This window comes from Bacillota bacterium (assembly GCA_018818595.1).
In the GTDB taxonomy this organism is placed as follows: domain Bacteria; phylum Bacillota_I; class Bacilli_A; order Izemoplasmatales; family Hujiaoplasmataceae; genus JAHIRM01.
The window spans coordinates 1-24,314 of the sequence record JAHIRM010000036.1; the positions used below are offsets into that span (position 1 = coordinate 1).

25 protein-coding genes, 1 pseudogene and 1 other annotated feature are annotated in these 24,314 nt (G+C 31.5%); of the genes and pseudogenes, 2 read left to right on the forward strand and 24 right to left on the reverse strand.

The annotated features are described in order from the left end of the window. The 11 genes from KJ971_06145 to glpK form a co-directional block, all read right to left on the reverse strand. Nucleotides 1-815, reverse strand: an 815-nt coding sequence (locus tag KJ971_06145; GenBank protein MBU1145416.1) for a TetR family transcriptional regulator, incomplete at its 3' end; no start/stop codon positions are given. Between the two features lie 118 nt (nucleotides 816-933). Continuing rightward, nucleotides 934-1,428, reverse strand: coding sequence for a hypothetical protein (locus KJ971_06150; protein MBU1145417.1), 495 nt, complete (start codon nucleotides 1,426-1,428; stop codon nucleotides 934-936). A gap of 15 nt (nucleotides 1,429-1,443) precedes the next feature. Continuing rightward, a complete protein-coding gene (locus KJ971_06155; GenBank protein MBU1145418.1) occupies nucleotides 1,444-2,382 on the reverse strand; it encodes a phosphatase PAP2 family protein in 939 nt (312 codons plus the stop codon). Beyond that, entirely contained in the window at nucleotides 2,372-3,202 is an 831-nt protein-coding gene (locus KJ971_06160; GenBank protein ID MBU1145419.1) for a Cof-type HAD-IIB family hydrolase, read from the reverse strand. Before KJ971_06160 ends, KJ971_06155 begins: the two co-directional genes overlap by 11 nt. 59 nt (nucleotides 3,203-3,261) lie before the next feature. Beyond that, complete coding sequence (locus tag KJ971_06165; GenBank protein MBU1145420.1) at nucleotides 3,262-4,089, reverse strand: 1-acyl-sn-glycerol-3-phosphate acyltransferase; 828 nt, start codon at nucleotides 4,087-4,089, stop codon at nucleotides 3,262-3,264. Between the two features lies 1 nt (nucleotide 4,090). Then, a complete protein-coding gene (locus KJ971_06170) occupies nucleotides 4,091-4,561 on the reverse strand; it encodes a dihydrofolate reductase (GenBank protein ID MBU1145421.1) in 471 nt (156 codons plus the stop codon). 1 nt (nucleotide 4,562) lies between these two features. Beyond that, nucleotides 4,563-5,441, reverse strand: a complete 879-nt coding sequence (gene thyA / locus KJ971_06175; protein MBU1145422.1) for a thymidylate synthase — start codon at nucleotides 5,439-5,441, stop codon at nucleotides 4,563-4,565. Nucleotides 5,442-5,510: 69 nt separating this feature from the next. Next, nucleotides 5,511-5,840 (reverse strand): single-stranded DNA-binding protein, encoded by a 330-nt coding sequence (locus KJ971_06180; protein MBU1145423.1) that lies wholly within the window; start codon nucleotides 5,838-5,840, stop codon nucleotides 5,511-5,513. A gap of 189 nt (nucleotides 5,841-6,029) precedes the next feature. Next, entirely contained in the window at nucleotides 6,030-6,608 is a 579-nt protein-coding gene (locus tag KJ971_06185; GenBank protein ID MBU1145424.1) for a LemA family protein, read from the reverse strand. A gap of 11 nt (nucleotides 6,609-6,619) precedes the next feature. Continuing rightward, nucleotides 6,620-7,504 carry a DUF3137 domain-containing protein gene (locus KJ971_06190; GenBank protein ID MBU1145425.1) on the reverse strand — a complete coding sequence of 295 codons (885 nt, stop codon included), beginning with the start codon at nucleotides 7,502-7,504 and terminating at the stop codon, nucleotides 6,620-6,622. Between the two features lie 61 nt (nucleotides 7,505-7,565). Further along, nucleotides 7,566-9,053, reverse strand: coding sequence for a glycerol kinase GlpK (gene glpK / locus KJ971_06195; protein MBU1145426.1), 1,488 nt, complete (start codon nucleotides 9,051-9,053; stop codon nucleotides 7,566-7,568). 101 nt (nucleotides 9,054-9,154) lie between these two features. Here glpK and KJ971_06200 point away from each other — a divergent pair, with 101 nt between their 5' ends. Both KJ971_06200 and KJ971_06205 read left to right on the forward strand, forming a co-directional pair. After that, nucleotides 9,155-10,075 carry an alpha/beta hydrolase gene (locus KJ971_06200; protein MBU1145427.1) on the forward strand — a complete coding sequence of 307 codons (921 nt, stop codon included), beginning with the start codon at nucleotides 9,155-9,157 and terminating at the stop codon, nucleotides 10,073-10,075. Nucleotides 10,076-10,142: 67 nt separating this feature from the next. Continuing rightward, nucleotides 10,143-11,090: a hypothetical protein gene (locus KJ971_06205; GenBank protein ID MBU1145428.1), complete on the forward strand. Its 948-nt coding sequence runs from the start codon at nucleotides 10,143-10,145 to the stop codon at nucleotides 11,088-11,090. 48 nt (nucleotides 11,091-11,138) lie between these two features. Here the strand turns inward: KJ971_06205 and radC are convergent, their stop codons facing one another. The 13 genes and pseudogenes from radC to KJ971_06270 form a co-directional block, all read right to left on the reverse strand. Continuing rightward, nucleotides 11,139-11,801 carry a DNA repair protein RadC gene (gene radC, locus KJ971_06210; GenBank protein MBU1145429.1) on the reverse strand — a complete coding sequence of 221 codons (663 nt, stop codon included), beginning with the start codon at nucleotides 11,799-11,801 and terminating at the stop codon, nucleotides 11,139-11,141. A 92-nt stretch (nucleotides 11,802-11,893) separates the two neighbouring features. Then, entirely contained in the window at nucleotides 11,894-13,156 is a 1,263-nt protein-coding gene (locus tag KJ971_06215) for a bifunctional folylpolyglutamate synthase/dihydrofolate synthase (GenBank protein ID MBU1145430.1), read from the reverse strand. A gap of 1 nt (nucleotide 13,157) precedes the next feature. Beyond that, entirely contained in the window at nucleotides 13,158-15,740 is a 2,583-nt protein-coding gene (locus KJ971_06220; protein MBU1145431.1) for a valine--tRNA ligase, read from the reverse strand. After that, on the reverse strand, nucleotides 15,715-16,218 hold the full coding sequence (locus KJ971_06225) for an NUDIX domain-containing protein (GenBank protein ID MBU1145432.1): 504 nt from the start codon (nucleotides 16,216-16,218) through the stop codon (nucleotides 15,715-15,717). Before KJ971_06225 ends, KJ971_06220 begins: the two co-directional genes overlap by 26 nt. A gap of 32 nt (nucleotides 16,219-16,250) precedes the next feature. Beyond that, nucleotides 16,251-16,453 (reverse strand) — a binding site (T-box leader). A gap of 192 nt (nucleotides 16,454-16,645) precedes the next feature. Then, a pseudogene (locus KJ971_06230) lies at nucleotides 16,646-17,131 on the reverse strand (class I SAM-dependent methyltransferase). Nucleotides 17,132-17,168: 37 nt separating this feature from the next. Continuing rightward, complete coding sequence (yihA, locus tag KJ971_06235) at nucleotides 17,169-17,756, reverse strand: ribosome biogenesis GTP-binding protein YihA/YsxC (GenBank protein MBU1145433.1); 588 nt, start codon at nucleotides 17,754-17,756, stop codon at nucleotides 17,169-17,171. 12 nt (nucleotides 17,757-17,768) lie between these two features. Continuing rightward, the gene (locus tag KJ971_06240) at nucleotides 17,769-18,944 is read right to left on the reverse strand and encodes a class I SAM-dependent rRNA methyltransferase (GenBank protein MBU1145434.1); all 1,176 of its coding nucleotides are present in this window, start codon (nucleotides 18,942-18,944) and stop codon (nucleotides 17,769-17,771) included. 97 nt (nucleotides 18,945-19,041) lie between these two features. Further along, entirely contained in the window at nucleotides 19,042-20,322 is a 1,281-nt protein-coding gene (locus KJ971_06245) for an insulinase family protein (GenBank protein MBU1145435.1), read from the reverse strand. Further along, on the reverse strand, nucleotides 20,319-21,596 hold the full coding sequence (locus KJ971_06250; protein MBU1145436.1) for an insulinase family protein: 1,278 nt from the start codon (nucleotides 21,594-21,596) through the stop codon (nucleotides 20,319-20,321). The genes KJ971_06245 and KJ971_06250 overlap by 4 nt, the downstream gene beginning before the upstream one ends. A gap of 51 nt (nucleotides 21,597-21,647) precedes the next feature. Beyond that, nucleotides 21,648-22,352 (reverse strand): purine-nucleoside phosphorylase, encoded by a 705-nt coding sequence (gene deoD / locus KJ971_06255; GenBank protein ID MBU1145437.1) that lies wholly within the window; start codon nucleotides 22,350-22,352, stop codon nucleotides 21,648-21,650. A gap of 3 nt (nucleotides 22,353-22,355) precedes the next feature. Then, nucleotides 22,356-22,940 carry a hypothetical protein gene (locus tag KJ971_06260; GenBank protein MBU1145438.1) on the reverse strand — a complete coding sequence of 195 codons (585 nt, stop codon included), beginning with the start codon at nucleotides 22,938-22,940 and terminating at the stop codon, nucleotides 22,356-22,358. Beyond that, on the reverse strand, nucleotides 22,940-23,596 hold the full coding sequence (gene deoC, locus KJ971_06265) for a deoxyribose-phosphate aldolase (GenBank protein ID MBU1145439.1): 657 nt from the start codon (nucleotides 23,594-23,596) through the stop codon (nucleotides 22,940-22,942). The genes KJ971_06260 and deoC overlap by 1 nt, the downstream gene beginning before the upstream one ends. Next, entirely contained in the window at nucleotides 23,583-24,233 is a 651-nt protein-coding gene (locus KJ971_06270) for a hypothetical protein (protein ID MBU1145440.1), read from the reverse strand. The genes deoC and KJ971_06270 overlap by 14 nt, the downstream gene beginning before the upstream one ends. Nucleotides 24,234-24,314 lie beyond the last annotated feature (81 nt).

A 24,314-nucleotide genomic window follows, 5' to 3' on the forward strand; every position in this document is an offset into this window, starting at 1 on the left:
AAATACTCGATTTCTCCATCATTTATGTCAAATAGTTCCAAGATTAGTTTCTGAAGAATTAGTTCTGGGGATTTATTTGGACCTACTATTGCTAATATTTCGCCTTTTGTTAATTTTAAATTTAAATCAAACATGTCTTTGTTCTCTTTAGATAATTGTAAACTCATTTTATTGTTTAAAAAAACAGATTGATCTAAATTATCTAAATTGCGATATAAATTTATACTTTGAATTAAAGTAGATACCAAACTAGACACATCCGAACTTGTAAAAGTGTCTTTAAATACAAACGGTAAAAAATAATATTGAATTTCGACATTTTTAATAAACATTTTTAAGATTGTAGATTTCATTTTGTAATCTTTTAAAATCAAATTTTCGATTACTGGCAGTACTTTATCAACAAGAGATGAAATGCAATGCTCTAATCTGTTATTTTTCAAATCTTCTTTTTCAAGAAACGAATTATAATTTAACATAAGTAATTCTGGATTTAATGAATAAAGATTATATGAATTAGTGAAGAAAGCGTGTAATAAAACTTCAAGTGAAAAATTTCCTTTTAAATATTGAGTCTGTTTTTCAAAAATATTTAATTGTTCAATGTAGAGATAGTCCATTAATGCATAATATAAATCCAATTTATCATTGAATCGATAATAAAAACTTCCTTTATTTAATCCCGATGTTTTGATAATATCGTTTAATGATGCAACTTCAAAGCTTTTATGCGCAAATTCACTTAAAGTGGCTATAAATAAGTCTTTATTGTTTTTCAAAAAATATGTTTTATCGTTAATTTCCATGGTTTTCATCGCACACACCTCCTTTTTGACCATACGGTCTAAACCAAGCAGTCTAATTGTAATATATTTTTTGAAAAAATGCAATAAGAAAATAAAAAAAACAGACTAAATCAGTCTGTTAAAGGTGTTATTTATAAATGGTTGAGTACCTTTCTCTTAAAAAGCTATCTAATAATCCAAAATCATTGGCATGGTCAAATCCTTTTAAATCAACAATGTATGTCTTCTTTGTTTTTGAAGTAATGATTAAAAATTCTTTTGTTTTCCTTAATTTTGCAATTTCTAAATATGGTATAGAAAAGGTGTTCACATTATGAATCGAAATCTCAGTATCTAAGAATTGATAATGCTGCATCACTGGGTTTTCGACTAAAGGACTATTCTTAAGAATCCGTTTGGTTGAATACCATTGCATGATATAGGTTAATAAAAAATATAGTAACAGAATTGAAAATAAAAGTAATACATAATCCCACCGTTCCAATACAATCATATAGATGCTAAATCCAATTGTCACAACCGCCATGATGGAAAAGTTTTTTTGCATAAACGTTTGCAGATAATATTTATTGTACTTTATAATCAATTCCTGATTATAAAGAGTTGCATTATGAATGTTCAATTTTAGTCCACCTCTCTAAATATTAAACTTTTTAAATAGGATTGGATATGCTCCAATACCTACAAATACCATTGCGAAATATCGAATGAAATCAAATAATAGTGCGATTGAGCTTTGAATATATTGGTCTTGAACTAAATCTTCGGGATTAATAATGAATGAAAACACTGCTTTCAAAGCCAATCTTATGGCCATAACTACTATTACTCCCCCTACAAACCTAATCACATTTTTCTTAAGTATTTTATGATTTGAAAACATTGTCTTTTTGGCTTCAAATTTTAAACCGAAAATAAATCCGATAATGGCCCCCATCATTTTGGATACGCCTTCTACATTTGTGTACAAATCTAAAGAGGACTCCGCAGTGAATAAGAAATATAAATAACTAAATAAAAAGATCACTACACTTGAAATGAATATAATATTATATATTTTCTTGTGATCTTCATGTTTTTTAAAATAAAAATAAAATCCAAAAGAAATTCCAATTCCAAATATAGCTCCTACAATTACATCTGATAAGTAATGGACTCCCAAATACATTCTACTTATGGCCACAAGTAAGATAATTAGAGACACAGTAATCGTTAACCATCTTTTCTTAATCCATATACCCAAACTTCCAAATGTTGTTGCAGCGCCTTGTGTGTGCCCACTTGGGAAGGAATACCCCAAAGAAGTTTTAGGACGAATGTTCTCAATGGTGCTATCCACTAAAAAAGGTCTTGGTCTACTTACTATGACTTTCAGAACACTATTAAACACCAGCGAAACGAATACCGTTATTCCAATGGTTTCACCAATTTTTTTATCATAACACCAGTACATAAAGCCAAGAATGGCTATAATAAATAATTCTTCACCAAACATTGTCCAAAATTGGAAGAAATAATCTAGAAAATCATTTCGAAAACTTTGAAGCCACCTAATAATCTCTAATTCAAATTCCATTAAAATCATCTCCTAGTTGATTGATATATTGATTCATTATTTCTGATATTCCATCAAGATCATTGGATAAAGTAATAACGTCCGCAATTTCTTTTACGAAAGGTTTTGCATTCCCCATCGCAACACTGATTCCAGAAGCTTTTAAAAGTGATATGTCGTTTTCTTCATCTCCAAAAGCCATCGTTTCTGATTTGTCTAGTTTTAATAAAACAAGCAATTTCTTGAGTGCATCGCCTTTTGAACCTTTTAAATGTACAAATTCTAACAATTGATTTGAGCTTTTAAAGATATTGTATTGATCATACCAACTGTTTTCAATTGTTCCTTTAAACGTATTTAAGATCTTCTCTTCATCATATAACAACACTTTATAAACTGCTTCGTTTTCATCATAAAGATTCATATCAATCTTAACTACTGTTTTTTCATAAGCAGTATTATCTAAAAGTAATAATTTAATATCGTTAGAGATATAAACAAAGTGTTCACAGAAAACATGCATTTTCAAATTTGCAGGTAATACAAGAGAACTTATCTTTTTTACATCTTCTTTGTCCATTAATTTTTTGTCAATGATTTCAAAAGGAAATACTTTCAAAGTAAGAACGCCATTATAAGCAATAAAGTACGCTCTGTCATATTCGAACAAATCCAAAGGCTGAATGATTTTAGTGATTTCATGATAGGTTCTACCTGAAGCTATCACGATGTATACATGATGTTTTTTTAAAAGTTGTATGGTTTCAATTGTTTTAATAGATATTTTACCTTGAGAATTTAAAAGAGTTCCATCTAAGTCAACCGCTACTAATTTTATCATATATTCTTGTATAATCAAAACGTCTTTATAAGATGGTTTGATTATTCCCTTCTTTGTGGTTAGTCTTCTGGATGCATTTTTTTAAATTCGGTGAGTTGATTTGAAATAAGCAATTCAATTCGCTTTGTGATTTCTAATGTGTCTAAATTTTCATATTCTTCAAATGGAATTCTTGGCAAAATATGACAATATCCTTTGTGGATTTTAATTCTGCCTTTTTTAAAGATTCCATGCATATTATATAAGCAAATCGGACAAATATCCGCTTTAGCTTTCGTAGCTAGTTTCAAAGATCCGGCTTTAAACGGTGCAATTTCATTTTTATAGGAACGTGTTCCTTCTGGAAATATTCCCATTGGTTGTCCGTTCTTAACGGATTGAATGGCTAAAAGAATGGATTGCATTGCTTGTCGGTTGTCTCCTCTGTAAATAGGAATACATCCAGAACTTTTCAAAAGTCTTCTTACAATAGGTACTTTAAATAACGATTCTTTTGAAACATATGAAATAGGATAATCGTTAAATACTTGTTTGACATAAATTGGATCTGTATACTCAATGTGATTGGACACGACGACAAAATGATTGTTACTAGGTAAATTTTCTTTTCCAGAAACTACAATTTTAACTCTTAACAACACATTAAAGATATAAAAACCAATTGTATTGAAAAGCTGATGTTTAAAAAGATTTTTAGGGTCTGTTTTTGTAAAGAAAAATAAAACAGTAACAAAAAAAAGGAATAATAGGATTATAAATGCAATCATTGCTAAAAGAAATACGCCTATGATGGTTAAAATTCCAGTGAAGTTTAATTCATATGTCCCAAAAATCAGAAAAAGGATGGTAAAAAGAACGCTTAACAAAACTTGCAAAAACAAGATCATTTTAACTTTTCCTCTCATAGACAGAAAATGTTAATTCGCCTTTGGTTTCTTCTTTCATTAATGAAAAATCAGAAAATGGAATGTTATTTAAATAGACATCCCCTTCATACGGTTTTGAAATATGAGTAATATAAAGTCTATCTGCATAAGGAAAAGAAAGTTCATAAATCGTTTTTCCACCTATTATAAAAATTTCTTCTGAAGTTGGTTGTTTTAAAAAAGAAATTAAATCATGAATTACAGTAACGTTGGGATAAGAAAAAGGTTCTAATGAGGCCACTATGGATTTTCGGTTTGGCAAAGGTTTCCCAATTCTTGAAACAATGGATTGGAACGTTTCTAATCCCATTAGTACTGTTTTATGAAGGGTTGTTTGCTTGAAATAACTCAAATCTTCGGGATAATTCCATGGAAGATTATTTGCTTTTCCTATCAAAAAGTGTGGGTCAATGGCGAAAATTAAACTAATCATATTATACGGCCACCTTTCCTTTAATGGAAGGATACGGATTATATTCTGAAAGAGAAAAGTCATCAAATTTAAAATCTTCAATGGAAGTGATTTTTCTTAAAAAAGTCATTTTTGGTAAATTTCGTGGAACTCTTGATAATTGTAACTGAACTTGATCTAGGTGATTTAAGTAGATGTGAGCATCTCCAAATGTGTGAACAAACTCTCCGTACTCTAACCCCGTGACCTGAGCTACCATCATAGTCAATAAAGCGTAAGAGGCGATATTAAAGGGGACTCCAAGAAAGGCATCTGCACTTCGTTGATACATTTGACATGATAGTTTGTTGTTAATAACGTAAAATTGAAACAATAAATGACATGGAGGTAAAGCCATTTCTTCTAATAAAGGAGGATTCCAAGATGAGACAATAAGTCTTCTGCTATCTGGATTCATTTTAATATTCTTAATGACAGTATTTAATTGGTCAATCACTTGTTGTTTGCCTTCAAATGCTCTCCATTGCTTTCCATATACTGGACCTAAATTACCGTATTTTTGTGCAAATACTTCAGAATCCTTTATGTAAGATATGAAATCATCCATCGATTCACCATTATAGTCTTGAGACTGTTTGAATTTAAGATAAGGCCATTCGTTCCAAATTCTTACACCATTTTGGACTAAATATCGGATGTTTGTATCTCCTTTAATAAACCATAATAATTCATGAATAATCGATTTAACATGAAGTTTTTTGGTGGTTAAAAGCGGAAATCCTTTGCTTAAATCAAAGCGCATTTGATACCCAAAAGTTGAAAGAGTTCCCGTTCCCGTTCTATCTGTTTTTTCGATTCCATTTTTTAAGATATAATTTAAAAAATCTTGATATTCTTTCATGCTTATCACCTTATGTCAAATTATAACATTTATTGGACTTGAAAAAAAGAAAAAGATGCATTTTGCACCTTAGTCTTTATTTGTACTGATGAATGATATTTTTTCTACAATTATTTCAGGATAAGAAAAGATTTTTTTTGATTCAAAAATATATTCTTTTTGTTGTAACCGTGCCTTTATTCCAACAACGGAACCTTTTTTACAATAATCTACAGTTGCTTCGGCAATTCCACTCCATAGAGTGCAATTCAAGAAATCCGTTTCATAATCATTTGTTTCACCACTTTTAAAGGGTCTTTGCACTGCAAGTCGAATAGTTGTAACGGTTTTGTTGTCTTCCAATTTTCTTAATTCTGGATCGCTTGTTAGTCTTCCGACTAAAATTACTTGATTTAACATAATGCCTCCTTTTGTTTGATAGCATTATCTTAACTTGATCTTTTGTCGATTTCAAATAACAAATTTGGTTTCTATTTCTTAAAAAAAAAACAATAATATACTTATTTTTCGAAACATAAAAAAAAACGAATGAAGAATCATTCGTCTTTTATTTAGGTTGTGAAAAAGCGAATTAAAGTTGTAGATTTATTAAAATTTAAAATCGACGTCTTGGCGTTTCTTTTCTTCAGCTTCAAAATATGGTTTCTTTTCCATATGAATTGCATTTGCGACGATACTTTGTGGGAACGTAACGATTATCGTATTGATGCTTGTTACATTCGCATTATAAAGACGTCTTGCTGCTTGTAGATGTTCTTCCGTGTTTGCAACACCAGATTGTAATTCAAGAAAGACGGTGTTTGCTTTTAAATCAGGATATTGTTCCACAACGACGTTGATTCCTGAAGCCACTTGATTCATTTGCGATAAGAATTCTTCTTTGTCTTTTACCGTTGCACTTTGAGGAATCCCTGAACGCCATTTAACAACTTTTTCTAACGTTTCAGATTCGTGTTTTGCGTATCCTTTTGTGGTTTCTAACATTTTAGTAAGCATATCAAATCTTTTGGTTAAAGCTACATCAATTCCTGATTCAGCTTCATTTACTTTTAGTTCTAATTGACGCAAACGATTCATTGTGCCAATATACCAAAAAATGATGATAAGAATGAGCCCTGCAATGATTAGTAAAATAGTACCGGTTGTTCCAATTCCTAATGTAAACATTTTAATTCCTCCTATTTTTTAAATAATCTATTGTTTAGTTTCAAAGCGACGATAACATCTTTGACTACTAGTAAATCCTGTTTAAATTCTTCAACTACTGAATCATCAATTTTGCGAAACATCTTAAGTTCAAAAGTATCCTTGTTGTTGTTTATAGCAATATAAAGCGTTTCGCCTGTAAAGGAAAGTCCGATTCGACCAGGATTTCTTTTTTCTAAATTCATGATAGCTTCCATAATGTCAGGCGTAAGTACATAGAATGCACTTAATTCGGTTGTGGAATAGGTTTTAAATTTTTTGTTAAAATCGATGGACTCCAATTCAACTTTTTTGAATTTTCGATTGGAAAGTGGTGATCCACTTTCAAGCACTTGAAGATATCCTTCAAATTCTTTATTAAAAGTAAATTTAAAAATTCTACCTATAAAGTAAGGAACATAATAGACTCTTGTTCCATTTTTTGTATGTTCAACACGTCTTTCTTCTAATCTTACATCACTTGATATAAAATCAACATCATCAAGTGTGCCTTTCATTAAGTCTTCTGAATAGAAACGATCCGCTCTTTTTAAGAATTCTCCAGCGTAGACATCAAATTGGGATAATCCTTGATCTGGAGAATACTTTATTCCAGGAATAGCTTCTTCAAATACTCCCATTAAAACTTCTGTTTTAAATCGTTTTGAGAGGTTTTTAAAATCCATGCTTCCTTTTATCAAAAAAACAAAGCCTACGATTCCAACTATAATTCCGATTACTTGGCCTGCTACTGGATCAACGGTAGCGCTAAGTAAAAAGAAAATAATAATAGCCAATCCTAAAATAACTCCACCTATGATTACGGATTTAGAAGTTTTCTCTTTTTTCGCATTAAATTCCTTGAATTTATCTTCCATATTCATCACCTCTAGCTTCTTTCATATTATACAACAATTTGCAGAAAAATGCACGTGATATTTACTTAAACATCATACAAGCTTTCACTGCTTTCAACCATCCAGAATATAACTCTTTTCGACATTTTTCTGAGATAAGTGGTTTAAAGATTTTATCAATTCCCCACATTTGTTTGATGTCATCCAACGTCCAAAACTTAACGGCCAATCCTGCAAGATATGCAGCTCCTAACGCTGTCGTTTCTGAAGTGACTGGTTTGTCAATATAGGTATTTAAAATGTCGCTTTGAAATTGCATTAAAAAATCATTTTCAGAAGCTCCACCATCTACTCTTAGTCGGTTTAGATGAATTTTTGATTCGGACTCCATTACTTGCAATACATCTTTTGTTTGATAAGCGATGGCTTCAAGAGTCGCTCTAATGATGTGTTCTCTTTTCGTGCCTCTAGTGATTCCAAAAATGGCACCTTTTGCATCTTTATCCCAATATGGAGTCCCAAGCCCTACAAAGGCAGGGACAAAATACACGCCAAGATTAGAAGAGCACGTTTTGGCGTAAGCATCTGACTCAAAAGATTTATAGATGATTTTTAGTCCATCTCGTAACCACTGTACGGCTGATCCTGCAACGAAAATCGAGCCTTCAAGTGCATAAGTGATTTCATCATTTATACCCCACGCAATGGTTGTGAGTAATCCTTTTTCTGAAAGTGTTGGTGTCGTGCCTGTATTCATTAAGATAAAACAGCCTGTTCCATATGTGTTTTTAACATCACCTTTATTAAAACATGTTTGCCCAAAAAGAGCAGCTTGTTGATCTCCTGCTATTCCTGAAATTGGAATTTCGTGACCATAAAAGACGTTTTTAGAAGTGTATCCATAAATTGCTGAAGAAGGTTTTACGGAAGGCAACATGTTTTTAGGAACGTTTAGAATTTCACATAATTCATCATCCCATTTTAAATCAAAAATATTAAAGAGTAACGTTCTAGATGCATTAGAATAATCCGTTACATGCTGTTTCCCGTTTGTTAAATTCCAAACAATCCAAGAATCAATTGTTCCAAACAGCAATTCTCCTTTATCCGCTAAAAGTCTCGCTCCTTTAACATGATCTAAAATCCATTTTATTTTAGTTCCTGAAAAATACGGATCAATTAATAATCCGGTTTTTGATTTGAACTTCTTTTCATATCCTTTGTTTTTTAATTCTTCACAAATAGAGGAAGTTTGTTTGCTTTGCCATACAATGGCTTTATAAATAGCCACTCCTGTTGTTTTATTCCAAACAACAGTAGTCTCTCTTTGGTTTGTGATTCCAATTCCTGCTATTTGATGTGGAGATATCTTTGCTTTCATAAAGCATTCACTAATGCATACCGAAACAGATTCCCATATTTCTAACGGATCGTGTAAAACATATCCTGGTTCAGGAAAATATTGTGTGAATTCATGTTGTGATTGTGATGCGATTTTTCCTGATTTATCAAAAATAATTGCTCTTGAAGATGTGGTACCTTGATCAATTGCTAAAATGTATTTTTCCACCCAAGTCACCTCTTTGTTTATTATATCAAAACTTGTTTTAAAATAAAACCATTAATGATATAATTGACACAATAGATTAAGTAAAGTTAAGGAGTGAAATAATGCGTAAGGTCATTTTAAAGGATTCAAAGGAAAATCAAATTCATGTATATCTTTATGAACCAAAAATTGAAATAATCGGCATTGTGCATATTATTCATGGTGCAAGTGAGCACTTCGCAAGATACGGGTTGTTCGCAGAATTTTTAAACGAACATGGCTTTCTTGTTATAGGATGTGATATCTTAGGTCATGGACTTTCTACATCTACAAATGATTATGTTCACTTTGCAGATAAAAAAGGCGATTTATTGGCCTTTGAATCTGTTGAATTAGTAAAAGACTACATTGAAACTCATTACCCGAAAAAAGATGTTTATATATTAGGACATAGTATGGGTTCCTTTTTAGCAAGAAAAATGATTATCTTGTATCCTGATTTTTATAAAAAAGCGATTATTTCAGGAACAACACATGCTTCGAAAGGATTAACTTTTTTCGGAATTGCTTTAACTTCAATCTTTCAATGTTTTAAAGGTCCACGACATATATCTAAAACCATTCAAAATTTAGCAATTGATTCAAATCCAAATAAAATGAGAAAAGACGGTTTGATTCATGGAATTAATGAAGAATGGCTCACAAAAGATGAAGCCATTCAACAATATTATCATGCTTCGCCCATGTGTGGACAACCTTTTACCGTCAGTGCTAATCGGAATTTATTTCGATGGTTAAATTTTGTAAATGACAAAAAGAATTTAATGAAGGGCAATATGAAACAACCGATTCTCTTAATATCGGGAGCAAAAGATCCTTTAAGTAATTATGGAGAGAGAGTTGTATATCTCTATCATTTAATGAAACGTCTTGGGTATGAATCCATCGAATATAAACTATATAATGAAGATCGTCATGAAATCTTAAATGAATTAGATAAAGCCGTTGTATATCAAGATATTTTGGAATTTTTAGAAAAATAATTCTTTTTTACCAATAAAACCTCCTATCCTTTACGTATATTTAGTAGAAATTAGGAGGTTTTATAAAATGAAAAAGAAAATATTATTCCCAATCTTACTATTATTTGGATTGCTATCAGTTTTTTTAATCGGTTGCAATGCAACTGATGAATATTCTTATGTAACAGTAGATATTAACCCAAGCATCGATTTTGTGGTCAATGGAAACAACGTTGTTGAAAGTGTTTCGGCTCTTAACCAAGATGGTGAAATTCTTCTCTTAAACTTAAGTTTACAAAACAAGAACGTTGACGTAGCTATTGAAGAAGTATTAGATGAAGCTATTGACTTAGGATTCATTGATGTTAACGCAGATGAAACAATTGTTGAGGTTAGTTCTACTTCTACACAAATGCAAAACAGATTTCAAGAAAGAATCAATGAACTTTTCCAAGAAAAAGCAATGTTTGGTAGAGCAATCGCCAAACAAAACACTGATTTAGTAACAGAAGCTACTGAATTAGATGTTGAAGTTGGTTATTTAAGATTAGTATATCGCGCATTAGATGCAGAAGATACTTTATTAAAAGAAGATGCTCTTTTACTAACCAATCAAGAATTGATTCAAGTAATAAAAGATAACAATGAAGAAATGAATAAAGTTTGTGTCGAACAACAAACAGCTTTTTATGCAGACAGACAAGTAATTCTTGACGAGTATTTACCTCAAATTGAAGCTTTAGAAACTGAAATCGCTGCACTAGTTGCAAGCGATGAAGATACTTCAGTTAAACAAGCTGAACTTGACGCTTTACTAGCTACAATGCATGATTTACTTTCTACACTTCGTAATACTTACTATACTGAAGGAGCTGCAATTCGTGCAACATTTGAAGTTCAAAATCAAAACAAAATTGATGAGAATTTTGCAGCAGTAAATCAATTTCGTCAAGCACTTCAAACTAGAACTCAAACAATGAGTGACTCAATCAAAGAATATCAAGAAACAGGAATTTTACCAACCGATAAGCAATAACTAGGAGATATCTATTTAAAATAAAAAACACATTTAATTATGTGTTTTTTATTTTGTGGTTTTTAAGTAATCCATAATGGATAAATATCGATTTTTCCCAATAATGACATGATCGATTAACTTGATTTGCAACATATCTCCTGCTTCTTTAAATATTTTGGTAACTTGAAGATCTTGCATCGAAGGTTCTGGGTCTCCTGAGGGATGATTATGTACCATGATAATTTGAAATGCTGAATATTTCACTGCGAATTTAAACACTTCTCGGGGATGAATTAATGATTGATTTAAACTCCCTACAAAAATTTGCTTTTGAGCAATTAAATTGGTTTTTAAATCTAAAAATAATACGATTAATACTTCTTGCTTTAAGTTCATAAGTTCGTTTTTCAATAAATTAAAGACATCATTGGGTGAAGAAATTTTAATGAAATCCATTTTGGGATTTAATACTCTTTTTCCAAGTTCAATGGAAGCTAAAATTGCAATGGCTTTTGCTTTACCTACTCCTGTTATGTTTGCTAACTCAGTTATGGTTTTTGTTTTCAAATCGCTTAATTCATTCGTCTCATGAAGAATGGATTTTGCCACTTCAATCGCAGATTGATTTTTACAGCCCACTCTTAAAATGATGGCAAGTAGTTCAAATGTACTTAAGTTTTCTGCTCCATAGGATTCAAGCCTTTCTCTTGGCCTTTCCAATAATGGCATGTCTTTGATTGTATAAATAGTTACCACCTCATAAAATACTACGCTTTTACTTCATAATTTCTCTAAAAAAAACGGATGAAACTCATCCGTTTTTACTTAACAATCAATTTTCGTATCTCTGAAATAAAATAAAGTGATCCTGTAACTAACAAAATTTCGTTATCTTTTAAGACAGATAGCTCGTTAAAAGCCTTCTCAAAATCATGATGAATAAACTTTTTCTCATGAAAACTTTCAAAGAAGAGTTCTTCTGCATCCGCCCGCCTTGGATAAGGGATTTCAGTGAAATGAAATTCATCGACAACGTTATCTAATTCTGCAATGATTTTTAAATGTTCTTTGTCTTTCATCATGCAAAATAAGCATTTAATATACTTGTTGGGATACATCGCTTCAAGCGTTTTTTTAAGCGATTCCACTCCACCAATATTGTGGGCTCCATCTAAAATAATCGAATGATGAAAAATTTCAAAACGACCAGGCCATGTAGTCTTTATTAAACCAGCTTTTATATGATCTACTGTAATTTTCAAATCATTTGACAAATTTAATTCACGAATGGTTTCTATGGCTAAACAAGCATTTTTCACTTGATGAAATCCGGGAAGTAGTAACTTATATAATTCGTTATAATATTCAAAAGAAGTAACTTCAGAGACATTTACTTCTTTGATCTGATTAAAATCGATAAAGGTAATTTTAGAATGATTCTTTGAAGTTATTTCATAAAAAAGTGGAAATAAAGATTCGTTCTCAACGGAAGTGATAAGTGGAATTCCTTCCTTTACAATTCCTAATTTATTTAAGGCAATGCTTTCAAGCGTATTTCCCAATTGTTTCATATGGTCATATGAAATGTTTGTAATACAACTGACTATGGGTGTAATAATATTTGTCGCATCAAGGGTTCCCCCTAAACCAACTTCAATAACTCCATATTCGATTTTTTCATCTTTAAAATAGATAAAACACATTAAAGTGAGCACTTCGAAAAAAGTAACGGAATCTCCAGTTTCTAAGAAGATTTTATCCCACAATTCTTTTAAAATGTTTGTATATTTAAGGACATTTTCATCTGATATAAAATCATAATTAATGCCAATTCTCTCGTTGAATTTGACCACATAGGGCGAAGTATAAATTCCTACTTTATAGCCAGCTTCTATTAAAATATTTTTTATGTAATTAGCCGTAGAACCTTTTCCATTCGTTCCTGCAATGTGAATGGATTTAAATGCCTTTTCTGGATGCCCTAAAACTTCGCAAGCAATACTCATACGATGTAAATCTAGTTTTTCTCCAAAACGATGTAAGTTTTCAATCCATTCTTTTGCTTCTAAAAAAGTAGTAAACATATTATCCTTTGAGTTCCTCTAGTCTTCTTTTCATCTCTTCATAATTTTTTTGATAATTTTCGCTTTTTAATATCTCATCTTGAACTTTTTGGAGTGGTGCTTTTTTAAGAAAGGTTTCATTTGATAGCATGAAAGCACTTCGTTGCATTTCACTTTCTAATACAATCAGTTCTTTTTCTAGTTTGATAATTTCTTCTGTTAAATCTACTAAAGATCCAAGTGGCACATAAATTGTACAATTTGGTAAAATAATGGCTATTGCTTTTTCAATTGGAGCTAAAGTTAATGATATTTCAACGGATTTTGGATTTAAAAATTTATTCAAGTAATGTAAATTTTGATTTAAAAAATCGCTCATACTTTGAAAATCCACTTTAATCAATAAATCAATGGGCTTCGTCCAAGATACACTGTAATCATTTCGTACCGTACGAATGCGTTTAATCATTTCAAAGAACCATTCTTTATCAAGCGTTTCTTCAAAAATCAAATCATTATTTCTAGGCCAAGGTGAAATCATAATAGAAGGCTCAATGTGAGGCATCATTTGAAAGATTTCTTCAGTAACAAATGGCATAAACGGATGAAGTAATTTGATAATTGCTTCTAATACATAAAGAAGAACAGACTTTGTTTGGTCAATGTCTTGGTTAATCTTTGTCATTTCAACATACCATGAAGCAAAATCATTCCATGTAAAATTATAGATTAGTTTTGCAGCTTCTCCAAATTCATATGTCTCAAAATAATGATCGACTTGATCTATGGTTTGATTTAAACGAGTTAAAATCCATTTATCAGCAAAATTCATGTCTCGTTGTTTTAAAATGATGTCTTCAAATTTCATGTTTTCTGTATTCATCAACACATATCTACTTATATTCCAAAGTTTATTGATGTAATTCCAGCTAGATTCCATTTTTTCTTTATCATAACGAAGATCTAATCCTGGAGCTGAATTTGTTGAAATAAAATATCGAAGTGCATCTGCACCATATTCGTTTACAACATCGATTGGATCGACACCGTTTCCTAAAGATTTTGACATTTTAACACCAAATTCGTCTCGAATTAATCCATGAATTAAACATTCTTTAAATGGCGATTCTTCCGTAAATTCTATTGCTTGAAAGATCATACGTGCAACCCAAAAGAAAATAATATCATATCCTGTAACGAGTACATCGGTTGGATAGTATCGTTTAAATTCTTCTGTATTGTTCGGCCATCCAAGTGTTGAGAAGGGCCATAAAGCAGATGAAAACCACGTATCTAAGACATCTTCGTCTTGAGTCCATCCGTCTTCTGTTGGAGGCGTTTTTGAACAATAGATTTCTTCGTTTTTATACCAAACGGGTATACGGTGTCCCCACCATAATTGTCTTGAAATACACCAATCTTCGATTGAATTCATCCAATGTAAAAATATTTTTTGAAAACGATCTGGCACAAAAGAAACTTCACTTTGATTGACTGCATTTTTAGCAAGTTCTTCCATTTTAACAAACCATTGTTTAGAAAGTCTTGGTTCCACAATCACTCCGGTTCTTTCTGAATGACCAACGCTGTGAACGATTGGTTCAATTTTAACCATTAATCCAAGTTTTTGTAAGTCTGATACTACTTGTTTACGGCATTCAAACCGATCCATATTTTCATATTGAAAAGCTCTATGATTCATCGTACCATCTTCATTCATGCAAAGAGGCATCTCTAAATCATGTCTTCTTCCTACTTGAAAATCGTTTGGATCATGTGCTGGAGTCACTTTTACGATACCTGTTCCAAAATCTCTATCCACGTAGTCATCTGTGATGACTTTTATTTTAATTTTGGTCGTAGGTATGTAGACTTCTTTTCCATGATAGGCAAGAAAACGAGAGTCCAATGGATGAACCATTAACGCAGAATCTCCAAACATGGTTTCAGGTCTAGTTGAGGCCACGGTTAATCCTCCCACTTGGTCCACAAAAGGATAAGTGTAGTAATAAAGAGCACCATTTACGTCTTTGTGTTCTATTTCAATATTCGAAAGAGCCGTTTTCGCTTCAACGTCCCAGTTGATAATGCGCTCGCCTCGATAAATGTAGCCTTTCTCATATAATTTAATAAAGACATGATTAACAGAATCGCTTAATCCTTCATCGAGTGTAAATCGTTCTTTTTTATAATCCAAAGAAAGACCAATTGTTTTCCATTGATCTCGTATATGATTTGCATATTCTTCTTTCCATTTCCAGGCAACTTCTAAATATTTTTCTCTTCCTAGTTCGTAACGATTGATGCCTTCAAGGCGCAATTTTTGATCTACTTTTGCTTGTGTTGCAATTCCTGCGTGGTCCATTCCCGGTAAGTAAAGTGCATCAAATCCTTGCATTCTTTTTCTTCTTATAATCATATCTTGAAGTGTTGTGTCCCAGGTATGACCTAAATGAAGTTTTCCAGTTACATTGGGAGGTGGAATTACGATAGTAAAAGGCTTTTTACTTAGATCTCCACTTTCAAAAAAGCCATTTTCTAGCCAGAACTCGTATTTTTTGTCTTCTACTGCAATGTGATCATATTTTGGATTTAATGTCGTCATGATATAACTTCCCTTCCACTAAATTTGACTCTGAATTATAATAAGCAAGTATGGTTTCGAGATTATCGGGTGAATGAATTTCAGGCAAATGTTCAAGAGAAAAATATTCAAAAGCTAATGATTCGCTGTCGTTTATCCTTAAAGTCCCTCCTGTTATTTTTCCTTGAAAAGAATAACAAATGACTTTAGCTTTATCTGTAATTCTCCAAGTCATATTGGGATTTGTAAAAATTCCTATAAACTTAGTGAGACACACTTCTAAATTGGTTTCTTCTAATACTTCTCTTATAGCACATTCTTCAATGGATTCATCTAGCTCCATCAGGCCTCCTGGTAATCCCCACTTGAGATTGTCACTTCTTTTTTGAAGTAATATTTCGTTCTTTTCATTTGGCAAAACCACACAAGCCGCATTTAGAATGATTTTTTTATCTCCAACCATTTCTCTTAGATAAGAAATGTAGTTTTTGTTTTTCATAGTTCCTCCTTAAAATAAAAAAAACGGCCTTAAAAAAGGACGATTTTATCGCGGTACCACCTTTGTTCTAGATAAATCTAGCACTCATTCCATTAACGCTGGGGACGGATAAAACTACTAAAGTTCATTCTATCTACTCCATGGCGACATTCATCAATCCTTTTGGTAAACTTACACCTACCGTTTACTCTCTTTTTTTCCGGGCTTGACTACTCTTCCACTTCATTGTATTTTGAGAGTATTCTACCAAATTCTCTTCGAATTGTAAAGTACATTCATGATAATTTTCAATAATGATGATTCCAACACAAAACGAGATTTTCATAAAACTTAATTTTAATTGAGAATTAACTTTTTGAAGTAATTGATTGAATACATGATAATACTCTGATTCATCCCAAATATCAGAGGAAGATTTATAACATCTTTTTTTTGATTCTTCATCTAAAAAGAGAATATCTCCGATATAGATTTTTCCAAAAGGAGTCAAATAATTTAGCAGGTAATGAATCATATCAACGTATTTATCAATATCCAAATGATGCATGCAAAAAGTAGAAACAATAAAATCAAATTTTTCATCTTGAATTTCTTTTGGCAATCCTTGTACAAAGTCATGTAAAAAGAAAGTAGAGCTTGGCAAACGAAGTTTGGCGATTTCTAACATGTTTTTCGAAAAATCAACTCCGGTAAGTTTTAATAATTCGGGTTTGATTTTTTGATAAAGTTGTCCGGTTCCTATGCCAATATCCAAAATCTTATATTCGTTTAAATGAAGCTGTGCCATAATTTCTTTGGCAATTCGGTCCATCATTTCCTCATAGCCAGCATAAGGAAATAATTTTAAACGATCAATTTCTTGAATGGCTTGATCATAACTTGAAGCAATTCGATTAAAGTACTCTGAAAGCATATTATCACCTTTTCTTGCAAAACGTTCTTCTTAAAATTTAAGGAATCAATGAATGTTCAATTTCGTCCCAAATTAAATCTCGATTTTCTTTGGTTGTAGCGGAAAACATAAAAATCTTTTCAGTAGATTTTGAAGACAATCGTTCTTTAATCAGTTTCATTTGCTTAAATCGTTGATTGTTTGATAGTTTATCGGCTTTTGTCAAAATTAATAAAATGTTTAAATTTCGATTTCTAAAATATTCTAACATCATTAAATCATCGTTGGTTGGAATGTGTCGAATATCAAGTAAAAGAATGGCTGATTGAAGCGTTGGTGAGGATTCTAAATACATTTCAATGGATGTTTGAAAATCCATAAGCATGGTTTTATTAACATTAGCATATCCATATCCTGGAATATCAACAAAATAAAATAACGAGTTGATGAGAAAGAAATTAATCAATCTTGTTTTACCTGGAGTTTGTGATACTTTTGCAATTTTATAGTTGTTTAACATGGCATTAATAAAAGAGGATTTTCCCACATTGCTTCTACCTGATATGACTATTTGAGGTAAATTGTCTTGGGGATATTGATCTCTTTTTACGGCACTGCCACAAAAATCGATGGATTTAATAATCATAGTATCATTCCTTTATTTATCTAAAACTCGCAGTACAACTAACTTTAAATATAATGTTTCTTCTGATCCTAATAAAGTAGGATGGTCTTTTCCTTGAATTCGAAAATCAATCATTTGACAGGTTTTTTGCGCATCGTTTTCTGCTTCTTTTAACATTTGCAGAAAAAGTGCTGGGGTCATAAAATGAGAGCAAGAAGCCGTGATTAAATATCCACCATTTGAGATTAACTTCATGGCTTGAAGATTGATGTCTTTGTATCCTTTATAGGCACTAGCAATCTTACTTGTTGTTTTTGCAAAAGCAGGTGGGTCTAAAATAATGACATCAAATTTTTTGTTTTCTGCTTGGTAGTCTCGTAAAAGATGAAATACATTGGCTTGAACGACTTTAATCTCTAATTCATTCAATTTCGCATTCTTTTTGATTCGGTTACAAGCAACTTCTGATATATCTACAGCGGTAACGTTTTTAGCATTCGCTTTTTTAGCATGAAGCGCAAAACTGCCAATATGTGAAAAACAATCTAATACGTCTTTTTGATTGACATAACTTTGAAGTGCGAAATGATTGGCTTGTTGATCAAGAAATGTTCCGGTTTTTTGACCGGATTTTAAATCAACGCTTAAGAAAATTCCATTTTCTTCAATAAGCACTTCATCAGGAACGTCTCCATAAATAGTTCCTTTAAACAAATCTAGTCCTTCTTTTGTTCTTATAGGGACATCACTTCGTTCATAGATTCCTTTTGGATGAAACAAAGAGACTAAAATATCAATAAAGATTTGTTTTCGTTTGTCAATTCCTAAAGAAAGTATTTGAATGGATAAATATTCTCCATATTTATCCACAATTAATCCTGGCATTCCATCTGCTTCGGCAAAAAGAACTCTATAACTATTTTGAAACCCTAATTCTGTTTTATACTGATTTGCCTTAACAATAATTTGGTTGAAAAAATCATAATCAATTTCAACATCTTTTCTGGAAACAATTCTCACAAATATTTTAGATTGAGTATTTAAAAATCCTTTTCCAATAAATTTGTTTAAGCTAGAATACACATCAACGATATCTCCACTTACAATGTCTCCTTCTAAACGCAAAACTTCATTATTATAAACCCAGGAATGACCCTCTAAAATCCTTGTCTCTTCCCCAGGAAGTAAATAGACTTTACACTTTGACATATGCCACCTCTTGATACCCTATTATAGCATGTCAAAAGAGTTAAGACTATTAAAAAAAAAAAAAACCCAAAGAAATTTGGGTAAAAGATAAATCAAATTATTTATGATAATGAATGGACACAATCGCGTTTTCTTGAAAGTAATGAACCATACCATATAAATCATTTTCTGTAATTTTTTCTAAGATGCTTAAAAAAGTAAAAGCGTTCATTCCACGCAAGGCATATTCGGCAATAAAGTTATTGGTTTGGGTAATAGAATTAAAGATTTGAACAAATTGTCCAACTAATTTTCGTTTTTGAATGATAAATCGCTTGGAATCAATTTGATAATCTTGTAACAAAGTTAACAAAGATTCCATTTCTTTAATGCTCTGTTTCGGTTTTTTTGTTTCTGTATACAAAATGATGTGTCCATAAGTTTCTTCAGAACTTGCAGAATAATCAAAGGTTGAATTAATCAATTGTTTTTTGTTTAACTCTTGATAATTTGGAGAACTTTTTCCAAGATAATTATCCAACAATAACAAAAGAGAAATTTCTTCTATTGCCGCTTTTTGTGGAGAAAGTTTTGCATCTCGATGAATGAGTATTCCAATCATCACTAAATCCGTTACGACATCTTTGATGATTTCAGCTGATTTTTTTTTAGAGGAAACAGCTTCTAGCTTATCTGCTTTTATAAAGTCTTGATGTTTTTTAAAGGGAAAAAGAAATTGATAATTCTTGAGAAAGTCAAATACTTCTTCTTGATTCACATCACCCGTAATGACAAGCAACGTGTTTTTTGGATGATAAAAAGTGTAAAAAGCATTTCTTAAAAGTTCAGAATGAATCAGTAAAAGGGATTCTTCGCTTCCGGCAACGTCATTCTTGATGGGGTGATCTTTATACATTTGATGTAAGAGGTCATAATAGAGAGATTGATCTAGATCATCTTGATACATCGTGATTTCCTTTTGTATAATCGCTTTTTCCTTTAAAATAGCATCTTCATGTAGGGTAGGATTAAAAACGGTGTCAAGAAGCAATTTAAGCGGTTCAACAACTGGATTGGTTGTTGAGAAATAGTAACTCGTTCGGTTTGAGGTCGTATACGCATTCACAGAAGCCCCAAGCAATGAAAAAGCTTTTGAAACGTCATTTTGTTCGTTTTCAAAAATCATATGTTCTAAAAAATGGGCTGTTCCTTCATAAAATTCCTTTTGTTCTTTCGTTTTCTTTAATGTTATAAATTGATCGGTAGATCCAAATTTGATTTGTAAAGAAACCGCAACTCGACTAAAATCTTTTTTTGGTAAAAAGATTACTCTCATTCCTGAAGAAAGAGTCGTTTCTATTAATGTTTCTTGTATGGGAGAATAAGTGGTTGTCTTCATAGATTCATCCCTTCTTTTGTATACGTATGAACGGTGTCAAGTCGAAGAGATTTCCCTGCTTTGAGAACTTCATCTTTCGTAACCAACAAAATTTGAGAAATGATTTCTTCAACATCGTAAGCTTTTTGATAAAGTTTTTGATAAATAAAAACTCGATTAATCAAACTTCCCATAGAATCATTACTAAGTCTGACTCGATGAATTAAGTTTTCTTTTGCTAAAAATAAAGCTTCTTCAGATATTTCACCTTGAATTAATTGATGTAATGAATCAAAAATCAAATTACATGCCTCATCTTCTTTTCCGGGATCGATTCCTGCAAAAACGGATAAAAACCCTTTGTTTGGGTTGTAACTTGAAGAAATGTAGTAACATAATTGATGCGTTTCACGCACGACTTGAAATAATATTGATTGATCAGACTCACCAAAAATTGAGTTAAATAAAACCATAGCATAATATAATTTATCGGTAGAACGTATAAAAGTACGATAGCCAATATTAATTCTTGCTTGCTTTAAATCGGCTGTTTCAGTAATATAAGTTGGATTCATAAATTCTTTTGATTGTGTGTCAAGCCATGTGAAATTCATTTTACTTTTTGGAAAATGAAAATATGTTTTAACCGTATTTTCAATGTCTTCAAATTCAAAATCTCCTACAACAAACATCGATACGTCATCTTCTTGAATCATTGTTTCATAATAGTGAAAAAGATTCTCAGAAGTGATTTCATCAAGAGAGTCATAAATACCTCTTGATGAAAACTTAAAAAGTTCGTTTGAAAACATTTCTTTTTTGAATTGTTGGTAACTATATTCGAATTTATCATGATAATCTGCTTCAATGTCTTCTTTTAACATACGAATTTCATTGTTAACGATGCTTTTTTTAAACCCATTTTTAGTCGTTTTAGGATGAAAAATAATTTCACTTAAAAGAGAAAAAGCAAGAGGAGTTAATTTAACTTTTTCTTGAAGAAATTGATCGTTTACTACCATTACATCAAAGGAAATAACACTTTGTAATCCTATTTTTTGAGTAGATGTAGATAATTCTGTGCCATACAAGGCGTCAAACTCATTTTGAATGTATTGTAATCCTGGATATTTTTTACAAGCTTCTGTTAAGACTTCTGGTAGCAAAGAACGAGCATTAATGGTAGATTCCTGAAAAGAATTGACAAATTTAAGTGAAATTCCAATGGTCTTGAATTTCTTTAATTTTATCAAATATAACGTTAACCCATTTTGTTTTAACATTCTAGTTTCCATTTGTGCTCCTTCAAAAAGAATGGATGTTCCCTATCGAACCATCCATTTTGTTTATGCTAATTCAAGTGCAATTTTCATCATGTTTGTGAAAGCAGATTGCCTTTCCTCTGGAGAGGTTTCTTCGTGAGTTGTTAAAGAATCAGAGATTGTTAACAAACAAGCGGCTTGTTTGTTAAGAATATTTGCGGTATGAAATAAAGCAAATGATTCCATTTCAACGGCTAAACAGTTATGTTTTTCAAAGTACTCTTGAGGGGAAAGACCCGTTTCGCGGTAAAAGACATCGCTTGAATGAATTCTGCCTTTTACAATTGAAATATGAATCTTCTTAGCTGCTTGAATGATTTCTTTGTTTAGTTCTTTCGAAGATTTTAAAATGTGTCTTTTTTCTCCGTTTTGCGATTTTGCAAAATTAGATTCACTAAAAGCTTCTGTTACAAGTAATGTATCAAACAGTTTAAGTTTCGGAGAATAAGAGCCTGCTGACCCAATTCGTATAATTCTTTCTACTCCTAGAAAACGAAATAATTCATAGGCATAAATTCCAATAGAAGGCATTCCCATTCCTGAGCCCATCACGGAAATTCGTTTTCCTTTGTAGAATCCAGTATAGCCAAACATATTTCTTACCGAATTAAAAAGAGTGACGTTTTCTAAGAAATTTTCTGCAATGTACTTGGCTCTTAGAGGGTCTCCTGGCATTAAAACGGTTGATGCAATTTCGCCAATTTCAGCGCTGTTATGTGGTGTTCCCATAAATTACACGTCCTTTTCTTCTTCTTTGATATATGATTTAAGTAGTGTAATCACTTCTTGATTATTCACTACCAATAACTGATATTCTGTATCCATAAGAATTCCTTTAAAACTGACAAGTGGCAAATCTTCTTCTGTTACTTCTTTTAAGATAAAATCTTTCCCGTAAGAAACCGTGATACTATCTTTTGGTTTGAAGGAAAAAGCATTAGAATGATACGCTTCTAAATAAAGTCGATTGTTTTCAATAAACAATGAAGATTTTTTTAAATATACTTGCTTATGATTGACTTCAAGCATCGAAATAAATAAAGTCATTTTTGGTTTTTTACCTTTTAAATAGTTTAATTGATCGCTTAACATTTTCGTATTTTGATATTTCATAAAATATTCTTTTAATAAACAGTAGACAAAAGAGATTCCTACAATAAGTGGACCGCTAATCCAATTAATAGAAATCTGTCCAATTAAAAATACGCTTATGACAAAAACCGAAAAAACTGTTGTACTAACAAGAACGCGGCTGAATCGAAAAGAAATCATTTCTTTTTTGGTTCGATTGAGAATGTCTGTTTGTAAGTCAATCATTAATATTCAGATCCGGTTTCATTTTTTAACAGCGCAATGCCGTTACTTGTGCCAATTCTTGTTGCACCCGCTTCGATCATTTTTACAAAGTCTTCTTTTGTTCTCACTCCGCCTGCAGCTTTCACTTCTTTCCCATTTCCATTTGCTTTCATGATGGCTACATTTTCAGGTGTTGCGCCTTGCGTTCCAAATCCAGTTGAAGTTTTAATAAAAGTTGCATCTGTATTTCCAATGAGTTGACTCACTTTTATAATTTCATCCTCGGTTAGATAACACGTTTCAATAATAACTTTAACGGTTAATCCATGAGCTGCTTTTACTACTTGAGTTACTTCATTTTTAATATAATCATAATGGCCTGATTTTAATTCGCCAATGTTTAGAACCATATCGATTTCATCTGCGCCATTGGCAACCGCATTTAGCGTTTCAAACACTTTTGTTTCAATCGTGTTTGCTCCCAAAGGAAAGCCTATGACTGTACAAACTAAAACGTCTGTATTTTCTAAAGCTTTTTTGCAATGTGCAACAAACGCAGGGTTAACACATACGCTTTTAAAATGAAACATTTTTGCTTCTTCTAGTAAAACATCAATTTCTTTTGTGGTTCCTATTGCTTTTAAATAGGTATGATCAATCATTTTATTTAGTTCCATAAATATTTCTCCTTTTATGATTCAATTTCTCAAATCCAAATATATAAAACTTTAATAAGTATCCAATGGATAAAGCATAAACAATCGTTCCATAGTACACTGTTCCAAACCCGTTTTTTGTTAATAAACTAATTGAAACAGCAATTAACACAATCGCCATTTCGTTAAACGTTCTAGACACACCTAATTTTAATTTTGTGTGTCGATACGTGAGAAACATTAACTCATCATATAATCCCGCGGGGTAAGTAGATTTTATCATTAACATTCCTCCAAATGGGAGGATGAAAACAGATGCTGCAAAAACAATCCAAGTCATTGCTCCAAGAGGCATATAGTCTTTTAAAATCACTAAATCCCAAAAATCAAGCATGGGTGAAAACACGATTACTTGAACAAATAGAAACAGAAATTTAAAATTTTTATAATAAAGGATTAAAACAATAATAAAGAATGTCGATACAAGAAATGCGGCTGTTCCTAAAGAAATATGTGTCGTTTTAGAGATAATTCCTGTAAGGTTATCAGCTGGAGTTGCTCCAAATCCTGTTCGAAAAGAAAGAATAACCGAAAAAGATATTAACGCAATTCCTAAAAAATACATAATTGAATTGGTTAAATTAATTCTAACTTTCACGGGATTCCTCCATTTATTTCATAGATATTATACTTTTTTTCCGCCAAAAAGTCAATGTAAAAGGGATATAAAAGCCGATTG